Raw genomic sequence first — 20058 nt, 5'->3', positions numbered from 1 at the left:
CTCGCTGTGCTGGCCAACGACCCCGACCAGAGTCGAGACCAACACGGTAGCCCACTAGCACCCCGGCGTAGCTATAGGCACGCCGGGGTGTCAGTGAGAAAAACGCTAGAGCCGCTCGAGAACGTAGTCGATCGAGGCGGTCAGCGCCTCGACGTCGGAGGGCTCGATCGCCGGGAACAGCGCCACCCGCAGCTGGTTGCGGCCCAGCTTGCGGTAGGGCTCGGTGTCGACGATGCCGTTGGCCCGCAGCGCCTTGGCCACGGCCGACGCGTCGACCTCGTCGACGAAGTCGATGGTGGCGACCACGTTGGAGCGCAGGCCCGGGTCGGACACGAACGGGGTGGCCACGGTGGAGCGCTCGGCCCAGCCGTAGATCACTCCGGCACTTTCTTCCGTGCGCTTGGCCGCCCAGGACAGGCCGCCCTGCGCGTTCATCCAGTCGGTCTGCTCGGCGGCCAGGAAGATGGTCGCCAGCGCCGGCGTGTTGTAGGTCTGTTCGAGCCGCGAGTTTTCCACGGCCGTCATCAGGTCGAGGAACGCCGGGATGTAGCGGCCGGACGCCTTGACCTCGGCCGCCCGGGCCAGCGCGGCCGGCGACATGAGCGCGATCCACAGGCCGCCGTCGGAGCCGAACGCCTTCTGCGGCGCGAAGTAGTAGACGTCGGTCTCGCGCGGGTCGACCTCGAGCCCACCGGCGCCGGAGGTCGCGTCGACCAGCAGCAGCGCGCCCGGGTCGGCGCCGGCCACCCGGCGGATCGGCACGGCCACGCCGGTCGAGGTCTCGTTGTGCGGAGTTCCGTATACGTCGACGCCGGCCTCGGCGACCAGGCCCGGTGCGCTGCCCGGCTCGGCCTTGCGCACGGTCGGGTCGGAGAGGAACGGGGCGGCCTTGGCCGACGACGCGAACTTGGCGCCGAACTCGCCGAAGCTGGCGAACTGGGCCTTGTCCTGGATCAGGCCGAAGGTGGCGACCTCCCAGAAGGCCGTGGTGCCCCCGTTGGAGAGGATCACCTCGTAGCCCTCGGGCAGCGCGAAGAACTGTGCGATCCCCTCGCGGAGGCGCTTGACCTGGTCGCGGACCGTCTTCTGCCGGTGTGACGTGCCCAGGTAGCTGGTGGCGACCTGCTGTAGTGCGGAAACCGCCTCCGGGCGGACCTTGGACGGCCCGCAGCCGAAGCGTCCGTCAGCGGGCTTGATCTCGTCGGGAATCCGGATGCCGGTCACGTCTGCCACGAATTGATCCTTAGGTCGCGCTCGGGATGGGAAGCCGGCGGCGCTGCCGAACTTTCATACTTCCACCCCAACGAGGGCGCGGGCCGGACGGTCTCACGCGAAAGAGCGTGAGCCCACCCACACCTACTCGGCGTGCGGGATCTGGTTCCAGCCCTCGACGTCGGCCGGCTTGCGCGGCGCCGGGCCGACGTAGTCGGCCGACGGGCGGACCAGCCGCTGTAGCGCCTTCTGCTCCATGATGTGCGCGCTCCAACCGGCGGTGCGGGCACAGGTGAACATCGACGTGAACATGTGCGGCGGCACCTCGGCGAAGTCGAGCACCACGGCCGACCAGAACTCGACGTTGGTGGCCAGCACCCGGTCGGGGCGGCGGGCCTGTAGCTCTTCGAGGGCGGCCTTCTCCAGCGCCTCGGCGACCTCGAAGCGCGGCGCGCCGAGTTCCTTGGCGGTGCGGCGGAGCACCCGGGCGCGCGGGTCTTCGGCCCGGTAGACCCGGTGGCCGAAGCCCATCAGCCGCTCGCCGCGGTCGAGTACGCCCTTGACGTAGCCCTCGGCGTCGCCGCTGCGCTCAACCGCCTCGATCATGCCGAGCACGCGGGACGGCGCGCCGCCGTGCAGCGGGCCGGAGAGCGCGCCGATGCCCGACGAGATGCAGGCCGCGGCGTCGGCGCCGGTGGAGGCGACCACCCGGCAGGTGAACGTGGAGGCGTTCATGCCGTGCTCGGCGGCCGAGATGAAGTAGGCGTCGACGGCCTTGACGTGGCGCGGGTCGGGGTCGCCCCGCCAGCGCTTCATGAACCGTTCGACGATCGTGGCGGCCTTGTCGATCTCTTTCTGCGGCACGGCCGGCAGGCCGAGGCCGCGGGCCGACTGCGCGACGAAGGAGAGCGCGGTCACCGACACCCGGGCGAGGTCTTCGCGGGCCTGCGGGTCGGAGATGTCGAGCAACTGGGACAGACCCCAGTAGGGCGCCAGCATCGCGACGGCCGACTGGACGTCGACCCGGATGTCGCCGGAGTGCACCGGCACCGGGAACGGCTCGGCGGGCGGCAGCCCGGGCCCGAAGCGGCCGTCGACCAGCAGCGCCCAGACGTTGCCGAAGCTGACCTGCCCGATGAGATCTTCGATGTCGACGCCGCGGTAGCGCAGTGCGCCACCCTCTTTGTCGGGCTCGGCGATCGTGGTCTCGAAGGCGACCACGCCTTCCAACCCCGGCTTGAAGTCGGACATTTCGCCCTCCCGCCTATGCGTCCCGCAACATTTCGACGCCTTAGCTACCACTCAGGTTTCGTATTCGTGTCATCTTGCCTGCTGGGTCTCCGGATGCGCGAGCAGTGGGCGCAACTCGGAGTGCCGGCAAACAAGGCATACCACCCGTTAACGCGTGCACGAGGATGAGGACGTGACCGGAGACACACCCGACCTGGCCGCCATGCGGCGGGACTACGCGTCCGACCGTGGGCTCGACGTCACCGACCTGGCCGCCACCTGGCCCGAGCAGTTCGGCCGCTGGTTCGCCGACGCCACCGACGCCGGGCTCCCGGAGCCCAACGCGATGGTGCTGTCGACCGCCGACGCGGCCGGCTGGCCCAGTTCGCGGACCGTGCTGCTCAAGGGGATCGACGAGCGCGGGTTCGTGTTCTACACCAACTACGAGTCCCGCAAGGGCGCCGAACTGCGCGCCAACCCGCACGCCGCGCTGCTCTTCCCGTGGTTTCCGCTGATGCGCCAGGTCGGCGTGCGGGGCACGGTCGAGGAGGTGGACCGGGTGGAGACCGAGACCTATTTCGCCAGCCGGCCGCGTCCGTCGCAGATCGCCGCGTGGGCCAGCCCACAGTCGCGGGTGCTGCCCGACCGGGCCGCGCTCGACGAGCGATTTACTGCCACCGAGCGGCGGTTCCCGGCCGAGTCGCCGGTGCCGGCCCCGCCCCACTGGGGTGGGCTGCGGGTCGTGCCGGAGACGGTCGAGTTCTGGCAGGGGCGCACCGGCCGGCTGCACGACCGGCTGCGTTACCGTCGGGCCGAACAAGGAGAGTGGATCATCGAACGCCTCGCACCGTGAGTAAGGCCCGCAGCCGCTGGGCGATCGATCTTCGACCCCTCTCCATCGCCAGCTACCGCCGGATGTGGATCGGCAGCGCCTTCCAGAACTACGGCTACCAGTTCACCGCCGTGGCCGTGCCGGTCGAGATGTTCTCGCTCACCCGGGACTCGTTCTGGGTCGGCCTGCTGGGCGTCGCGGCCCTCGTACCCCTGCTGGTGTTCGGTCTCTGGGGCGGTGCCCTGGCCGACGCGCTCGACCGGCGCAAGCTGCTGATCGTCGGCTCCTGGGTGCTCTGGCTGGGCACCCTCGGCTTCCTCGTGCAGTCGCTGGCCCAGTGGGACCAGCCGTGGCTGCTGCTGGTGTTCACGGCGGTGCAGTCGACCGCGTTCGCGCTCACCAACCCCACCCGCAGCGCGATCATCCCCAGGCTGGTGCCGCCCCACCTCGTGCCGTCGGCCAACACGCTGTCGTTCACCACCGGTGAGGCCGGTGTCGTGCTCGGCCCGCTCACCGCAGGTGTGATCTTCGCGACCTGGAACCTGTCAACCGCACTGCCCATCGCGTACGCCTGCGACGCCCTGCTGTTCACCGTCGGCATGTGGTCCACCTTGCGGTTGCCACCGATCCCGCCGGCCGAGAAGGCCGCCAAGGCCGGCCTCCGCAGCGTGGTCGAGGGGTTCCGCTACCTGGCCGGCGCGCCGGTGCTGCTGCTCTCCTTCGCGATCGACATCATCGCCATGACCATCGCGATGCCCCGGGCGCTGTTCCCGGAGATCGCCGACGAGCGGTTCGGCGGTGGCGCGGCGGTCGGCTGGCTGTTCAGCGCGATCGCCATCGGCTCGGTGCTCGGCGGGCTCACCTCGGGCTGGATCGGGCGGATCCGCCGGCAGGGCCTCGCGCTGGTCGGCGCCGTGGTCGCCTGGGGTGTGCTGGTCGGCCTGGCCGGCTTCGCGCACTCGCTGTGGCTGATGGTCGTGGTGCTCGCCCTGGCCGGCGCCGCCGACCTGGTCAGCGCCGTCTTCCGGCACTCGATCCTGCTGGTCTACGCGCCTGACCAGATGCGCGGTCGGCTCCAGGGCGCGATGACCGTGGTGGTCGCCGGCGGGCCCCGGCTGGGCGACCTGCGGGCCGGCGCGACCGCCGCGCTCTGGGGTGTCGGCCTGGCGTTCAGCGGCGGCGGGTTCGTCGCGGCCGGTCTCGCGATCGCCCTCGCGCTGGTCTTCCCGGCCCTGACCCGCTATCGCAGCCCCGACATCGAGCCGGACCCGCGGCCCGCCGTGGCGCCGGAACCGATATCGTCCGCCTCATGACCAACCGCACCGCCCCGCCTCTTTCCGGAACACAGTGGAAGATCGCCGCCGATGGCCAGGAGGCCGTCGTGGTGGAGGTCGGCGGCGGGCTGCGGGCCTACCGCGCCGGCGGGGTCGACTATCTCGACGGGTACGCCGAGGACGAGTTGCCGCCGGGCAGTTCCGGCCAGGTGCTGGCGCCGTGGCCGAGCCGGATCCGCGACGGTCGCTACTCGTTCGGCGGCGAGACCTACCAGTTGCCGCTCACCGAGCCGGCCAAGCACAACGCGATCCACGGGCTGGTCGCCTGGCAGCGCTGGCGGCTGGTGGAGCAGACCGAGAGCTCGGTCCTGATCGAGTGCGAGCTGCCGGCCCAGGTCGGCTACCCGTGGCAGCTCACCCTGCGCACCCGCTACTCGCTCGGCCCCGACGGGCTCCGGGTCGACCACGAGGTGACCAACATCGGGGTCGCCGCCGCACCGTTCGGGCTGGCCGCCCACCCCTACTTCCGGCTGCCCGGAACCCCCGTCGACGACCTGACGCTGACCGTGCCGGCGCGCAGCCGGGTGCTCTTCGACGCCCGCCTGCTGCCGATCGGCGCGGCCAAGGTGGCCGGCGGCGACCACGACTTCACCGCACCCCGACGGATCGGCGCGCAGGTGCTCGACAACGCGTTCGGCGACGTCGACCACGACGCCGACGGCACCTCGTCGGTTCGGATCGCCGGCGGCGGCCGCACGCTGCGGGTCTGGGCCGGCGAGCAGTTCAAGTGGTGGGTGGTGTTCACCTCCGACACGCTGCACGGCGACCGCAACCGGCGGGCCGTGGCGATCGAGCCGCAGACCTGCCCGCCCGACGCGTTCCGGTCCGGCCACGACGTGATCGTGATCGAGCCGGGCGACACCTGGTCGGCGTCGTGGGGTGTCCAGGTCGCGCTGGACGCGTAGGTCGGTGGGCGGCTACGGTCGCTCGGACCAGCCAGCGGGGAGGCTACGGATGGAGTTCGGCGAGGTCGTCCGCAAACGGCGGATGGTCCGCAACTACGACCCTGACCGCCCGGTGCCGGCGGAGGTGGTCGACCGGTTGCTCGGCCACGCGACCCACGCGCCGTCGGCGGGCTTCTCGCAGGGTTGGGGCTTCCTGGTCCTCGACGAGCTGGCCGACCGCGACGCGTTCTGGGCCGCGACGACGCCACCGGGCTGGGCGCCCAGCGGCTGGCTCGAGGGCATGCGCCGGGCGCCGCTGATCGTCGTGCCGCACTCCAACCGGTCCGCCTACCTCGACCGCTACGCCGAGGCCGACAAGGGCTGGACCGACCGCGACGAGGCCCGCTGGCCGGTGCCCTACTGGGACATCGACACCGGCATGGCCTCGCTGCTGATGCTGCTCACGGCCGTCGACGAGGGGCTCGGAGCGTGCTTCTTCGGCATCCCGCCGGAGCGGCTCGAAACCTTCCGGGAGGCGTTCGGCGTGCCGGCCGAGTTCACCCCGATCGGGGCGGTCACGGTGGGCTATCGGGCACCCGATCGGAGGTCGCCGTCACTGAAAAGGGGCCGGCGCCCGGTCGACCAGGTGGTGCACCGGGGCCGCTGGTCCCGAAACTGACAACAGGTCACAAACCTTATCGTTGCGGGGCTCGCTAGGCTGAGCCAGCTTGCAGTGCGCCACCTAGCCGAGAGAGGAGGAGCGGCGTCGTGATCTTCAAGTCGGTGCGTGACGGCCGCCCCTACCCGGAGCATGGCTTCACGCTCAAGCAGTGGTCCGAGATTCCGCCTCGGCCGCTGCGGCTCGACCAGCTCATCACCACCAAGCGCGAGCTGGCCCTCGACAAGCTGCTCGCCGAGGATTCGACCTTCTACGGCGACCTCTTCCCACACGTGGTGCAGTGGCACGGCGGGCTCTACCTCGAAGACGGCCTCCACCGGGCGCTGCGGGCCGCGCTGCAACAGCGCAACCAGATCCACGCCCGGGTGCTCGTGCTGCCCACCGAATAAGGTGAGCGGCATGGACCGCGTCGCCCCGCTGGAACTGCTCGATCTCGACGGCCCGCTCGCCGCGGAAGACCGCGACATGCGCGCCGTGGTGCGCAAGATGGTCGACGACCGGGTGCGCCCCCACATCGCGGGTTGGTATGAGGAGGGCCGGGTGCCGGTCCGCGAGCTCGCCGCTGAGTTCGGCAAGCTCGGCCTGCTCGGCATGCACCTACAGGGCTACGGCTGCGCCGGCGCCAGCGCGACCGCCTACGGCCTGGCCTGCCTGGAGCTGGAGGCCGGCGACTCGGGCGTCCGCTCGCTGGTCTCGGTGCAGGGCTCGCTGGCGATGTTCGCGATCCACCGCTTCGGCTCCGAGGAGCAGAAGCAGCGCTGGCTCCCGCCGATGGCCGCCGGCGAGGCGATCGGCTGCTTCGGGCTGACCGAGCCCGACCACGGCTCCGACCCGGCCGGCATGGCCACCCGGGCCCGCCGCGACGGCGGCGACTGGGTGCTCACCGGCGGCAAGATGTGGATCACCAACGCGCCGGTTGCCGACGTCGGGGTGATCTGGGCGCGCACCGACGAGGGCGTCCGCGGCTTCGCCGTGCCGATGGACACGCCGGGCGTCACCGCCCGCGAGATCCGGCACAAGATGTCGTTGCGCGCGTCGTCGACCGGCGAGATCGTGCTCGACGACGTGCGGCTGCCCGACGCGGCCCGGCTGCCCGGCGCCGAAGGGCTCAAGGCGCCGCTGTCGTGCCTGACCGAGGCGCGGTTCGGCATCGTCTGGGGTGCCCTCGGCGCGGCCCGCGAGTGCCTGGAGACCGCGATCGACTACGCGTGCAACCGCGAGCAGTTCGGCCGCCCGATCGCCGGCTTCCAGCTCACCCAGGCCAAGCTCGCCGACATGGCGCTCGAGCTGCAGAAGGGCTATCTGCTCGCGCTGCACCTGGGCGCGCTGGCCGACGCCGGCCGGCTGCGGCCCGAGCAGGTCAGCGTCGGCAAGCTCAACAACGTGCGCGAGGCGATCGCGATCGCCCGGCAGTGCCGCACCATCCTCGGCGCCAACGGGATCAGCGCGGAATACCCGGTCATGCGGCACGCCAACAACCTGGAGAGCGTGTTGACCTACGAGGGCACCAGCGAGGTCCATCAGCTGGTCGTGGGACAGAAGCTGACCGGGCTGTCGGCCTTCGTTTGAGGGTGGCGTCCATCGGGGAAACTGTTCCTAGAAGGACGGTGAGGTGGACACATGACGGAGATCGAGCCCACCAGTGAATACCCCGCGGTCGACACCAGGACCGACGACCGGCCCGCCGACGAGCCGGGTTGGACCGAGCCGCAGAACCGCCCGCCGCGTTGGCGCGGCCTGATCTGGCTCGCCGCGATCGTCGCCGTGCTCGTCGCCGGCGGCTTCGCGCTCAAGGCGGCCGACCTGCTGCCGCACTGGCGCAACCCGTTCGCGCAGGAGACCACCGACCGGAGCCAGCCGCCGCTGCTCAAGTCGATCCAGGATCTGAGCCGCTACGTCGCCGCCGAGGGCAACTTCCAAGTCATCGTCGACAAGCAGACCAGCCGCGACCACATCCCCGACTTCCTGCTCAACGAGCGCACCCTCTTCGTCGGGGTCGGCAGCGTCGAGGCCTACGTCGAGTTCGGCCAGCTCAGTGAGGGTGCCATCGTCGAGTCGGCCGACGGCAAGTCGGTTGAGGTCAAGCTGCCCGCGCCGCAACTCGGCGAGGTCAACCTCAACACCGACGACAGCTACGTCTTCGCCGAGGAGCGCGGGCTGGCCAACCGGCTGGGCGACCTGATCAAACGCGACCCCAACCAGCAGCAGGAGATCTACCAGCTCGCCGAAGACAAGATCAAGGCGGCTGCGGTCGACAGCGGGTTGCAGGAGCGGGCCCGCACCAACACCAAGACGATGCTCGAAGGCATGCTCAAGTCGCTCGGCTACGAGACGGTCACCGTCACTTACACGACCCCGTGACCGGCGCGCCAGGGCCCCTCAGCGTTGAGGGGCCCATTGGCGTGCGTCAGGCGTGCGCGGGGTAGCGGCCCTCGCTCGGCATGATGATCCAGAGCGCCAGGTAGATCAGCACCTGGGGACCGGGCAGCAGGCAGGACAGCAGGAACAGCAGCCGCACCGTGTTGCTGGACATGCCGAACCGGCGGCCGAGCCCGCTGCACACCCCGGCGATCCAGCGGTCGTCGCGGGGGCGGGTGAGTCTGGCGCTCATCTGGAGTTTCCCTTCACGTAGGTCCGTGGTCTGCCATCAACGGTAGAAACGGACACCTAGCCCGGCCTCGGTCCCGGGATGGATTCTGGGTACCCGCTTCCCGTAGGGACTACCCCGATTGCGCGCGTATGCTCGCGCCCGGCGGCCAGAAGCAGGGAGAACGCCGATGATCAGCGCATTCGACCTCTTCACGGTCGGTATCGGACCGTCGAGTTCGCACACGGTCGGCCCGATGCGGGCGGCGCGTACCTTCGCCGCCAGCCTCGCCGACGACGGCCTGCTGGCCAGCACGGCGCGGGTGCGGGCCGAGCTGTTCGGGTCGCTCGGCGCCACCGGCCACGGGCACGGCAGCGACCGGGCCGTGGTGCTCGGCCTGTCCGGTGAGACGCCGGAGGGTGTCGACACCGACGCGGTGCCCAAGCTGGTCACCCTCACGGCCGAGACCCGCCGGCTGGCGCTGCTCGGCCGGCACGAGATCGACTTCGACCCGGCCGACGACGTGGTCCTGCACCGCCGCCGGTCGCTGCCTTACCACCCCAACGGCATGACCTTCGCGGCGTACGACGACGCGGGCGGGACCCTGCGGGAGCGCACCTACTACTCGGTCGGCGGCGGATTCGTCGTCGACGAGGAAGCGGCCGGCGCCGACCGGATCAAACCGGACAGCACGCCCGTCCGTTACCCGTTCAGCACCGGCGCCGAATTGCTCGCCCGCGCCCAGGAAGCCAAGGGTTCGATCTCTGACGTGATGCTCGCCAACGAGCTGTCCTGGCGCTCCGAAGAAGAGATCCGGGCCGGCCTGCTGGACATCTGGCGGGTCATGCGCGAGTGCGTCGAGCGCGGCTGTGAACGCGACGGCACGCTGCCCGGCGGGCTCAAGGTCCGGCGGCGGGCGGCCGAGCTCAACCGCAAGCTGCGCACCGAACTGGCCGGCGACCCGCTGCGGGTGATGGACTGGGTGACCCTGTTCGCCCTGGCCGTCAACGAGGAGAACGCCGCCGGTGGCCGGGTGGTGACCGCGCCGACCAACGGCGCCGCCGGCATCATCCCGGCGGTGCTGCACTACTACACCCGGTTCGTCCCCGAGGCGTCGCCCGACGGCGTGGTCCGCTTCCTGCTGACCGCCGCGGCGGTCGGTGTGCTCTTCAAGGAGAACGCCTCGATCTCCGGCGCCGAGGTCGGCTGCCAGGGCGAGGTCGGCTCGGCCTGCTCGATGGCGGCCGCCGGGCTGGCCGAGGCGCTGGGCGGCACACCGGAGCAGGTGGAGAACGCCGCCGAGATCGGCATGGAACACAACCTGGGCCTGACCTGCGACCCAGTCGGCGGCCTGGTGCAGATCCCGTGCATCGAGCGCAACGCGGTCGCGAGCATCAAGGCGATCACTGCCGCCCGGCTGGCGATGCGCGGCGACGGAGTGCACCACGTCTCGCTCGACAAGGTCATCAAGACCATGCGGGAGACCGGCGCCGACATGAAGGTCAAATACAAGGAGACCGCTCGGGGCGGTCTCGCGGTCAATGTCATCGAATGTTGATCATGCGACCGGATGGGGCCGCTGCACTCATCGGCTAGGTTTACGCCCTGCTAACGTATGGCGCGTCAGCGGCCCGCGTCGGCGCTCTGCGCCGCCGTGCCGCGAAGGCCGCCAGGCAGCCTCGATGACCGGCCGGCGTGATCGTGGCAGGCCGCTGAAGATGAGCGAGATACGCAGGTGGAGGCGGCTGTGACATCGAGCGTGATGACGTTGTGGGACAACCGCAACGCGCTTCGGCTGCTGGTCCGCCGCGACCTCGCGGTCAAATACCAGCAGTCTTTCCTCGGTTACCTGTGGTCACTGATCGAGCCGCTCGGCGTTGCCGCGATCTACTGGTTTGTCTTCGGCGTCCTCTACGGCACCCAAAGCAACCGGCACCTGGGTTCGGCCGACAATTCCTACCCGCTTTATCTGATCACCGGCATCTTCGCCTGGTCGTGGGCCAACGCCGCGATGGGCGAAGCGACCAGCGCGCTCACCGGCCAGGCCCGGTTGATCACCACGATGAAGGTGGCCCGCGAGGTCTTCCCGATCGGCCGGGTGGTCGGCCGGTTCGCCGAGTTCGTGGCCGGCCTGCCGATCCTGATCATCCTGGCCGTCGTCTTCGGTGAGCTGCACTTCGACTGGCAACTGCTCGCGCTGCCGCTGGCGGTGGTGCTCCAGACGATCTTCCTGACCGGTCTCGCGCTGCTGCTCTCCTCGCTCAACGTGCTGCTCCGCGACGTCGAGAAGCTGATGCGGCTCGGCCTGCGGGTGCTGTTCTACGCGACGCCGATCATCTATCCGCTCTCGCTGGTGCAGTCCTCGGGCATGCCGGGCTGGATCAAGACGGCCTACGAGCTCAACCCGCTGGTCGGCATCCTCCAGCTCTACCACGCCGTCTGGTACCCGGACATGTTCCCCAGCGCGCAGTTGCTCGGCGTCACGGCGGGCGCCAGCGTCGTCCTGCTGATCGGTGGCTGGTGGGTGTTCCGCCGGCTCGAACCGGCCGTCCTCAAGGAGCTGTAGTGGCCACCCCGCTCATCACGGCCGAGGGGCTCGGCGTCAAGTTCGTCCGCAACCGCCGCCGGCAGCTCCGCATCCGGGAGATGTTCATCCACCGCGGCGGCCGGCAGCCCAACCCGGGCGAGTTCTGGCCGCTGCGCGACGTCAACTTCGCCATCAACCCGGGCGACGCGGTCGGCGTGATCGGCAAGAACGGCACGGGCAAGAGCACGCTGCTGCGGCTGATCGCGGGCGTGCTGATCCCCGACGAGGGCAAGATCCACGTCAGCGGCAAGGTCGCGCCGCTGCTCGAGCTCTCCGCAGGCTTCTCCAACGACCTCACCGGCCGGGAGAACGTGCACCTGGTCGGCTCGCTGCACGGGCTGTCCAACGCGTTCCTCAAGGCGCACTTCGACGAGATCGTCGACTTCGCCGGCGAGCAGGTCAGCAAGGCCATCGACACGCCGGTCCGGCACTACTCGTCGGGCATGAAGGTGCGCCTCGGCTTCTCGGTGATCGCCCGCCTGTCGCACCCGATCCTGCTGGTCGACGAGGTCATGGCGGTCGGCGACGCGGAGTTCCGCAAGAAGTGCTACGCCACCATCGAGAAGCTCCTCGCCGAGGGCCGCACGCTGGTGCTGGTCTCGCACAACGAAAGCGACCTCACCCGGTTCTGCAACCGCGGGCTCTACTTCGACGAGGGCAAGCTGATCACCGACGGCACGGTGCGTGAGGCCCTCGACGCCTACAACGCGGTCGTACCCACGTGACGGTAGCCGTCCTGCTGCCCGGTCCCGACCCGGCGCTCACGGACCGGCTCGCCGCCCAACTCCGCGCCGCCGGTGCCCGCGAGGTCCGCGACACCCTCCCGCCCGACCTTGCCGAGCCGGTGCTCATCTGCGCCGGCGACCTGGTCGCCCACGACGCGGTGATCCGACACGTGGCCACCGCACCGGGGCCCGGCACGGTCGCGCTGGTGCTCGCCGCCGGCCCGTGCGAGCCGGTCCGCGAGGAGCGCGGCCAACTCGTTCCCGGCGCGCCGACCGGGGTGTCCGGCGGGTTGATCCGGGTCGGCGTCGCCGACCTGCCGGCCCTGACCACCGTCGCCGGACCGGTGGTCGCCGACCTCCTGGCCGCGGGTGTGCAGATCACCGCCCATCGGGTACGCCTCCTCGTCGCACACCGGGTCGCCGGACCGGCCGAGCTCCCGGCCGCCCTGGCCGAGGTGGCCGCGGTCGACTCCGACCAGGCCGAGCTGCGGCTGGCGGTCAAGGAACAGGACGACTTCTTCACCACCTACTTCGTCAGCACGTGGTCGCCGGTCGTCACCCGGGCGTCGGCCCGGCTGCGGCTCACGCCGACCGGGGTCACCGCGATCTCGGTGGTCGTGGTCGCGGCCGCCGCGGCGCTGTTCGCCTTCGGTGGTGGCCGGCTCGCCTGGCTGCTCGGCGGCATCCTGCTCTACCTGGGCTTCGTGCTCGACTGCGTCGACGGTCAACTGGCCCGCTACACGCGCACCTTCAGCGTGTTCGGCGGCTGGCTCGACACGGTCGCCGACCGGGCCAAGGAATACCTGGTCTACGCCGGTCTCGCGGTTGGCGCGGAGCGGGCCGGTGTGCACGGCGCCTGGGCGCTGGCCGTCGCCGCGATCGCGCTGCAAACCGTGCGGCACATGACCGACACCTGGTACGGCACGCTGCACGACGTCGCCGCCCGGGCGCCGGTGCCCGCCGCGGCCGATGCCGGCGGTGCGGGCGGCGTGGCCGGCCGGCTCGGCGCGGTCTCCGCCCGGGTCCGGGCCGACACCGGCTCGGTCGCCTACTGGCTCAAGCGCACGGCCGCCTTCCCGATCGGCGAGCGGTGGGCGGCGATGGCGCTGCTGGCCGCGCTCTTCGGCCCGCGGGTCGCCCTGATCGGGGTGCTGGCCGGCATCGTCGTGGCGTTCGCCTACACGCTCGGGCTGCGTACCCTGCGCGCCCGTGGCCTGCGGGTTTCCGCCTTCGCCGGAGTGGTGGCCAACGAGCAGCGCGACGACGGCCCGATCGCCCGGCTGCTCGGCCGGTCCGGCGTGCGCGGGCCGCTCACCGCCGCGTTCGCCGCCGCGCTGGTCGGCGCGCTGTTCCTGGCCGGCGCCGCTGCCGGGCTGGGCGGCGGCGACCTGCGCGCGGTGACCCTGAGCGCCGCGGTCGCGCTGCTGGTCGCCGCATTGCCGGCCGGCGCGCCGCACGACCGCCCGCTCGACTTCCTGGTGCCCGCCGCGCTCCGGGCCGCCGAATATCTCTTCGTGATCGCCGTCGGGGTCGGCTTCGACGTCCCGCGGTGGGGCACCTACCTGCTGCTTTTCGCGCTCGCGCTGTGGCACTACGACCTGACCGCCCGGCTGGAGAAGCGCGAGGCCGGCGGCTGGCTGCACCGTTGGGGCCTCGGCTGGGACGGGCGGGTTCTGGTGCTCGCCCTCGGCTGCGCGTCCGGGCAGGCCGCCGCGACAACGGTTACGATCGCGTCTTATCTCTTACTGACATTCGTGCTGGGTAGTGTGATTTGGTGGCGGAATCGGGCCGCGGCGGCAGCCCTCTGATCAGCTTCATCGTTCCGGTCTACAACGTCCGGGCTTACCTGCGGCAGTGCCTCGACTCGGTGCTCGCCGACAGCTCGGTCCCGCTCGAGTTGATCGTGGTCGACGACCAGTCGACCGATGGCAGCGCCGATATTCTCGCCGAATACGCCGCTCGCGACCGGCGAGTGACCATGATCACAGTCGACCGCAACGGCGGTCAGGGCCCGGCCCGCAACCGCGGCCTGGAAGTCGCCACCGGCGACTACGTCTGGTTCGTCGACAGCGACGACTGGCTGGCCGACGGCATCGTCGCGGCGGTCGCCGCCCGGATCGCGCACACCGACCCTGACGTTGTGATCGTCGACCACGTCCGGGCCCACTGGGACGGCACGAACGAGCGCTCGCAGAACCGCTTCGGCACCGCTCCCGAGGTCTTCGCGCCGCACGAGTGGCCGGCCGTGATCGAGGTGCTGCACACCCCGTGGAACAAGGTCGTCCGGCGCTCGCTGCTGCTGGCCACCGGCTTCCAGTTCCGCACCGGCTGGTACGAGGACATCCCGTTCACCTACCGCGTGCTGCTGGCCGCCGACCGGATCACGCTGCTCGACCGGGTCGGCGTCCACTACCGGCAGCGCCGGGTCGGCGCGGCCACCCGCACGGTCGGTGACGGGCACTTCGCGATCTTCACGAACTGGGCCGAGGTCTTCGACAACCTCGACGACACCCGGCCGGGCGCGGAGCAACTGCGCGGGCTGCTGTTCCGCCGGATGCTCTGGCACTTCCTGATCGTCCGGGGCAACGACGACCGGCTGCCCAACGAGCTGCGGGCCCGCTTCTTCGCCGAGATGACCAGCCACTACCACCGCTACCTGCCGCCCGGCGGCTACCCGGCGCCGGGTGGGCTGGCCGGGGTGAAGAACCGGCTGGTCGCCGGCGGCCGGCACCGCACGTTCCAGGCGCTCCGGATGGGCTTCAAGCGGGCGCAGGACGCCAAGGCGACCGGCAACCTCGCGCTGCGCGCCGCCAAGCAGGGCAAGCGGGCCGCCCGGTTCAGCCGCTCGGCCGCGCTGCGCGCCTACTACCACTCCGAGCTGCGCCGGCCGCGCGATCCGCAGCTCGCCCTGTTCGCCGCCTACTGGTACCGCGGCTACGCCTGCAACCCGGCGGCGATCTACGAGAAGGCAAAAGAGCTGGCGCCGGGCGTACGCGGAGTCTGGGTGGTCCGCCGCGACAAGGTCGCGTCGCTGCCGGCCGGTGTGCCCTACGTGGTGGCCGGCACCCGGGCCTACTTCCAGGCCCTGGCCCGGGCGACCTACCTGGTCAACAACGTCAACTGGCCCAACTACGTGGTCAAGCGTCCGGGCAGCACCCACGTGATGACCCACCACGGTACGCCGCTCAAGGTGATGGGCCTCGACCAGCGCGAGTTCCCGGGCGGGGTGCAGGACCCCGACTTCGCCGGCCAGATGCGCCGCGCCGACCGGTGGGACTGGAGCATCACGTCCAACGCGTTCACGACGCAGATGTGGGAGCGGGCCTACCCGTGCCGCTACCGCACGCTGGAGGCCGGCTACCCGCGCAACGACCGGCTCGCGCTGGCCACGTCGGAGGAGGTCGCGTCGGTTCGGGCGAAGCTGGGCATCGAGCCCGGGCAGCGGGTGGTGCTCTACGCCTCGACGCACCGCGAGCACCTGCCGGGCTACCACCCGCCGTTCGACCCCGCCCGGCTGCGCGAGGCCGCCGGCCCCGACGCGGTGCTGCTGATGCGCAGCCACTACTTCCTCGACCGTGCCGGCGCCGCGAAGGACCCGGTCGACCTACCCGGGGTACGCGACGTCTCCGCCTACCCGTCCGTCGAAGATCTCTACCTGGCGGCCGACGTGCTGGTCACCGACTACTCGTCGGTGATGTTCGACTACGCGGTGCTGGACCGGCCGATCGTGATCTACGCGCCCGACTGGGACGCCTACCGGATGATCCGCGGCGTCTACTTCGACATCGTGGCCGAGCCGCCGGGCGCGGTCGCGCTGACGTTCGACGACCTGCTCGAAGCGTTCCGCACCGGCGCGGTCGACAACGACGCCGCGACCAAGGCCCGCGCCGACTTCCGCCGGCGGTTCGCCACCCTCGACGACGGCCACGCCGCCGAGCGAGTGGTCAAGACGATCTTCAACGGCTGACTCATGCTGACCGTCGTCGTTCCGGTGCACAATGTGGCACGCTATTTGGACATTTGCCTCGAATCGCTGGCCCGGCAGACCTACCGCGACCTCGACGTCGTGCTGGTCGACGACGGCTCGACCGACGGCAGTGGCGAGTTGGCGGCGGCGTGGCCGGCCCGGGACCCTCGGTTCCGGCTGGTCCGGCAGGCCAACGCCGGCCTGGGCGCGGCCCGCAACGCCGGGGCTTCCCTGGCCACCGGCGATTACCTCGCCTTCGTCGACGCCGATGACGTGCTTCCGGCGTACGCCTTCGAAATCCTGGTCAACGCCCTCGAACAGACCGGTTCGGACTTCGCGACCGGCGACGTAAGGCTGCTCACCGACGGTTCGCTGACCCCGTCGCCGCTGCACGCGGGCACCCACCGGGAGACCCGGCTCGCGGTCGACCCGCGCGAGCACCGCTACCTGGTCTACGACCGGCTCGCCTGCAACAAGGTCTGGCGCCGGTCGTTCTGGGGCGACACCCGGTTCCCGGAGGGCGTGCACTACGAGGACATCCCGGTGACGGTGCCGCTCTACGGCCGGGCGCGCGCGGTCGACGTGCTGGGGCTGCCGGTCTACTACTGGCGGCAACGCCCGCCCGGCGACCCGTCGATCAGCCAGCGGCTGGCCGAGCAGCGCAACCTCGACGACCGTTTCGCGGCGGTGACGACCGCTCGCCGCGAACTCGAGCCGGGGTTCGCCACCTGGTATGCCGAGACCGCCCTCCAGAGCGACCTGCGCCTGGTGCTGGAGGTGCTACCGGACGTCGACGACGCCTACCGGTCCCGCTTCCGCAAACTGACCGCCGCCTTCCTTGCCGACGTCGACCCGGCCGTGCTCGACCGCCTGCCGGCCCGGCTGGCCACCGCCTGGCGGCTGGCTCAGGGCGACGACCTGGACCCGCTGGTCGACCTGGTCCGCGAGGTCCAGGCCAGCGGCTTGGCCGGCATGGCGGCGTGGCGCGACCCGGCCGCGCCGGCCGCCCGGTTGGCCGCGGCCCGCTGGTCCGGCGACCGGCTGCGCCTGGAAATCGCCGGTGCCCGAAGCCCGGTATCGCTGTTGTGGCTCCGCGAGTCCGCCGCGCCGCACCGGGTGGTCGCTCTACCGGCGGCCGGCAAGGGCGGCACGGTCAGCGGCACCCTCCGCCCGTCACGCCTGCAACCGGGGGAGTGGACCGTGAACATCGGCCCGCCGCGCACTCTGCTCCGGGTCACCGACCCGATCCCGCCGCTGCCATCGAGCTGGATCGACCCGCACACCCGGGTGACCCCGTTGGCCCGCGCTGGTGCGCTCCGGGTCCTGGTCGACCGCCCGACGATCTACGCCACCGCGGCCCGCGTGGACGGCCCGGACCTGTGCATCGAGGGCTCCGGCCCCCCGGCGGCGGACCTCCTGCTCCACATCGAGCGAGCCCCCGGCGTGCCGTCGCGCTCCTACCCGGTGACGGCGGCGGGCGACGGCTGGTCGGCCCGGCTTCCCCTCACGGACCTTGCCCACCCCACTCCGGCCGTGCCAGCCGAGCCGGTCGCAACCTGGCTCGTGGCCCTCGGCGCCCCCGGCGCGGCGACGACCCCACTGCTCACCGGCCCACAGTTCGCGCGCACCGCAACGGCCGACTTCGTGGCCGACACCAACCCCCGCGGCGGCCTGACAATCACCTAGCCACCCGCCACCGGGCGGAGATCAAGAGGCGCCGCCTGGGTGATCTCGCGCTACTAGCCTCGCAGCCTGTGAGCCAGAGCGGGAGTCAAGCAGCAGCGTTCTTCAGAGAGCTCGTCCGCCATCGGATCGTCTGGTATGTGCGCGACGACCTGGGCAGCCCTGCCCCGAAGACCTCCAGTGGAGAGCGCGCGTTGCCGTATTGGTCGTCCAAGACCCGCGCGCGACGGGCAGCCGACATCTGGGGCAACGGCCTACGCGTTGTTTCCACACCACTGGAAGCCTGGAGAACCGAAGACCTCCCGGAGCTCAGAGAAGAGGGATATCGGGTCGGGATCAGCTGGACCGGGCCTCGCCTCGTCGGCTGGGACTTCACCGTGGCCGAGGTGCTCAACAGACTGGCACACGCGCTACACGAAGGCCCCTACGCCGACGACAACGAAGCCCCGAGCTAAGGGCCAAAGCCTGCCAGCATGAGGTGGGCTCGGAACTTGCGAACACACCAACTCGCGATCAACGGGTGAATTCGGGGCGACGGCGACGAAGGCGGCAGCGGAGCGAAGCGCAGCGGTCTCTGGCGGGAGCATCGGTCGTGCCCACTGCGGACCCGAGCCAGAATCCTGGCTATTCGCTCTTTGCCTTGCGGGCGCGGAGCTTCCGGGTGGCGGCGTCGGCGTAGCGGCGGGCGACGAACTTGGTGGCCATCGCCAGCGATCGTGCGCCACCCACCGGGATCGTTTCGACGCCGCTGTAGCTGGCCTTCTTGGCCTTGGCCGGGCGGGACACCAGGCGGGGGCGAGGTGAGACCAGGTCGCTCTCGGGGAGGTCGGCCAGGTCGGTCACGGCGAAGTCGGTGCCGCTGACCCAGCGTTCGCCCGCCACGGCCAGGACGGCCTTCTCCCAGGTCTCGTCGGCGCGGCGGATGCGGGCGGCGCGGCTGAGTGCTGATGTGCGCCACAGTTCGACCGCGGCGTCCGGGCCGGTGACGCCCGGCGGCAGCACCCGGACCAGGCCGACCTGCCATTCGTCGGCCACGCCGACCAGGCGGCGCACGGTGTTGGCGTCGACGCCGCAGGTGACCGGGACCCGCAGCAGGTAGGGCGACGGGTAGACCGTTTCGGGGACCGCGGAGACCAGGGCGACGCGCGGCTCGGAGCGGTAGGTCGCCTCGATCAGGCGGCGGTCGAGCAGCGGGTCGTTGAGCACCGACATCCGCTCCTGGGTGATGGCCGACCAGTCGGCGACCAGCAGGATCCGCAGGTCGTTCACGTCGCTGGCCAGCAGGCGGTCGACGCAGGTGCGGACCAGTTCGAAGCTGCCCTCGGCCGGGACGACCGCGGTGACCAGGGGGACCTTCCAGGCGCGGTTGCCGGCCGGGCGGAGCCAGCGCGGGTGGGGCATCAGGTCGGCCAGGAACGGGTGGTTGTAGCGGCGCAGCTGCTCGCCGCGCTGCATCATGTTGGTCGGGCCCATGTGCCAGCTGCCGGCCTTCGGCTCGGGCACGTAAGCCGCGCCGGCCTGGGTCAGGCGGAAGCCGAACTCGGTGTCTTCGCCCAGCCGCAGGCTGGTGTCGAGGCCGCCGGTCTCCTCGTAGAGGCGCCGGGTCAGGGCCGCGGTCGCGCCGACGTGGGCGCGGAAGTTGAGGTGGTCGCCGGCCCGGAGCTGGTCGGTGTCGTCGATGATCTTTTCGACGTAGTCGTGCGGGTCGGTCTCGTCCCAGGCGAAGAGGGTGTTGATGGTGCCGGCCGCGCAGCGCTCGGCGACCTCTTCGGGGGTCGACCAGCCGGTGCCGACGAAGCGCTTGTGGCCGAGGGTGACCACCTCGTCGCTCACGTGGTGCCAGCGGGCCTGTGCCTCGACGTGTTCGGGGTAGACGACCATGTCGGCGTCGAGCCAGTGGATGATCTCACCGGTGCTGTTGGTCGCACCGACGTGCAGCGCGTTGGACCGGCCCCAGCCGGACGAGTGGTCGGCGACCCGGACGATCCGGCAGTTGCTGGGACGGATCTTCGGCAGCTCGATCGGCGGGTCGCTGGTGTCGTCGGCGATGACGACCTCCAGCAGCTCAGCCGGGTAGGTCTGGTGCGCCAGCGACGCCAGCGTCAGGTTGAGCGACTCCTGGCAGTTGTAGGCCGGGATGACGACGGACACCGTGCGGGTGGGCGTCCAGCGGCCGATCTCGGGCGGCTGCAGGACGCTCCAGTCGTTGCGGAAGATCCGCACCGGCTCTGCTGCGTCGTTCTGGATCGGCACGGTCGAGAGTGTATCCAGCGAAATTCACCCTTGCGCGGGCGCTACGTTTATAGCGCCGGCCGGCGGGTGCCGGCCCGGAGGACGG

18 protein-coding genes are annotated in these 20058 nt (G+C 71.1%); 14 read left to right on the top strand and 4 right to left on the bottom strand.

Translation table 11 applies throughout. The features are described 5' to 3' along the window. Positions 1-105: 105 nt before the first annotated feature. Both serC and DFJ67_RS08075 read right to left on the bottom strand, forming a co-directional pair. Positions 106-1233, bottom strand: a complete 1128-nt coding sequence (gene serC, locus DFJ67_RS08080) for a phosphoserine transaminase (protein WP_116067306.1) — start codon at positions 1231-1233, stop codon at positions 106-108. A gap of 123 nt (positions 1234-1356) precedes the next feature. Next, positions 1357-2463 (bottom strand): citrate synthase 2, encoded by a 1107-nt coding sequence (locus DFJ67_RS08075; protein ID WP_116067305.1) that lies wholly within the window; start codon positions 2461-2463, stop codon positions 1357-1359. Positions 2464-2635: 172 nt separating this feature from the next. On the opposite strand from DFJ67_RS08075, the gene pdxH reads away from it, so the two are divergent. The 7 genes from pdxH (at position 2636) to DFJ67_RS08040 (ending at position 8532) form a co-directional block, all read left to right on the top strand. Continuing rightward, complete coding sequence (pdxH, locus tag DFJ67_RS08070; protein ID WP_116075854.1) at positions 2636-3295, top strand: pyridoxamine 5'-phosphate oxidase; 660 nt, start codon at positions 2636-2638, stop codon at positions 3293-3295. Beyond that, the gene (locus DFJ67_RS08065) at positions 3292-4587 is read left to right on the top strand and encodes an MFS transporter (RefSeq protein ID WP_239097574.1); all 1296 of its coding nucleotides are present in this window, start codon (positions 3292-3294) and stop codon (positions 4585-4587) included. The genes pdxH and DFJ67_RS08065 overlap by 4 nt, the downstream gene beginning before the upstream one ends. Next, positions 4584-5513, top strand: a complete 930-nt coding sequence (locus tag DFJ67_RS08060; protein WP_116067304.1) for an aldose 1-epimerase family protein — start codon at positions 4584-4586, stop codon at positions 5511-5513. Before DFJ67_RS08065 ends, DFJ67_RS08060 begins: the two co-directional genes overlap by 4 nt. Before the next feature lie 49 nt (positions 5514-5562). Beyond that, positions 5563-6171 carry a nitroreductase family protein gene (locus DFJ67_RS08055; protein ID WP_116067303.1) on the top strand — a complete coding sequence of 203 codons (609 nt, stop codon included), beginning with the start codon at positions 5563-5565 and terminating at the stop codon, positions 6169-6171. Positions 6172-6260: 89 nt separating this feature from the next. Further along, entirely contained in the window at positions 6261-6560 is a 300-nt protein-coding gene (locus DFJ67_RS08050) for a type II toxin-antitoxin system VapB family antitoxin (protein ID WP_116067302.1), read from the top strand. Between the two features lie 10 nt (positions 6561-6570). Further along, positions 6571-7740 carry an acyl-CoA dehydrogenase family protein gene (locus tag DFJ67_RS08045; RefSeq protein ID WP_116067301.1) on the top strand — a complete coding sequence of 390 codons (1170 nt, stop codon included), beginning with the start codon at positions 6571-6573 and terminating at the stop codon, positions 7738-7740. Between the two features lie 51 nt (positions 7741-7791). Next, the gene (locus DFJ67_RS08040) at positions 7792-8532 is read left to right on the top strand and encodes a DUF4230 domain-containing protein (RefSeq protein ID WP_116067300.1); all 741 of its coding nucleotides are present in this window, start codon (positions 7792-7794) and stop codon (positions 8530-8532) included. Positions 8533-8578: 46 nt separating this feature from the next. Here the strand turns inward: DFJ67_RS08040 and DFJ67_RS08035 are convergent, their stop codons facing one another. After that, on the bottom strand, positions 8579-8782 hold the full coding sequence (locus tag DFJ67_RS08035; protein WP_116067299.1) for a PspC domain-containing protein: 204 nt from the start codon (positions 8780-8782) through the stop codon (positions 8579-8581). 166 nt (positions 8783-8948) lie between these two features. Between DFJ67_RS08035 and DFJ67_RS08030 the strand changes: the two genes are divergently transcribed. The 7 genes from DFJ67_RS08030 to DFJ67_RS08000 all read left to right on the top strand — a co-directional run bounded on the left by DFJ67_RS08030 (position 8949) and on the right by DFJ67_RS08000 (position 18175). Beyond that, positions 8949-10316 carry an L-serine ammonia-lyase gene (locus DFJ67_RS08030; protein ID WP_116067298.1) on the top strand — a complete coding sequence of 456 codons (1368 nt, stop codon included), beginning with the start codon at positions 8949-8951 and terminating at the stop codon, positions 10314-10316. Positions 10317-10505: 189 nt separating this feature from the next. Then, positions 10506-11324, top strand: coding sequence for an ABC transporter permease (locus DFJ67_RS08025; RefSeq protein ID WP_116075852.1), 819 nt, complete (start codon positions 10506-10508; stop codon positions 11322-11324). 80 nt (positions 11325-11404) lie between these two features. Beyond that, positions 11405-12070 carry an ABC transporter ATP-binding protein gene (locus DFJ67_RS08020; RefSeq protein WP_409362984.1) on the top strand — a complete coding sequence of 222 codons (666 nt, stop codon included), beginning with the start codon at positions 11405-11407 and terminating at the stop codon, positions 12068-12070. Next, positions 12067-13878, top strand: a complete 1812-nt coding sequence (locus DFJ67_RS08015) for a DUF5941 domain-containing protein (RefSeq protein ID WP_116067296.1) — start codon at positions 12067-12069, stop codon at positions 13876-13878. The genes DFJ67_RS08020 and DFJ67_RS08015 overlap by 4 nt, the downstream gene beginning before the upstream one ends. Continuing rightward, complete coding sequence (locus DFJ67_RS08010; RefSeq protein WP_239097575.1) at positions 13845-16037, top strand: bifunctional glycosyltransferase/CDP-glycerol:glycerophosphate glycerophosphotransferase; 2193 nt, start codon at positions 13845-13847, stop codon at positions 16035-16037. Before DFJ67_RS08015 ends, DFJ67_RS08010 begins: the two co-directional genes overlap by 34 nt. 3 nt (positions 16038-16040) lie before the next feature. After that, positions 16041-17723, top strand: coding sequence for a glycosyltransferase family 2 protein (locus tag DFJ67_RS08005; protein WP_116067295.1), 1683 nt, complete (start codon positions 16041-16043; stop codon positions 17721-17723). Between the two features lie 68 nt (positions 17724-17791). Continuing rightward, complete coding sequence (locus DFJ67_RS08000) at positions 17792-18175, top strand: DUF2750 domain-containing protein (RefSeq protein ID WP_116067294.1); 384 nt, start codon at positions 17792-17794, stop codon at positions 18173-18175. A gap of 169 nt (positions 18176-18344) precedes the next feature. Here DFJ67_RS08000 and DFJ67_RS07995 read toward each other — a convergent pair whose 3' ends face one another. Then, a complete protein-coding gene (locus DFJ67_RS07995) occupies positions 18345-19973 on the bottom strand; it encodes a glycosyltransferase family 2 protein (protein WP_116067293.1) in 1629 nt (542 codons plus the stop codon). Between the last annotated feature and the right edge of the window lie 85 nt (positions 19974-20058).

Source organism: Asanoa ferruginea, from assembly GCF_003387075.1.
GTDB classification, from domain to species: domain Bacteria; phylum Actinomycetota; class Actinomycetes; order Mycobacteriales; family Micromonosporaceae; genus Asanoa; species Asanoa ferruginea.
Note: the sequence above shows the minus strand (reverse complement) of the source record. Positions and strands in the feature narration are given on the sequence as shown.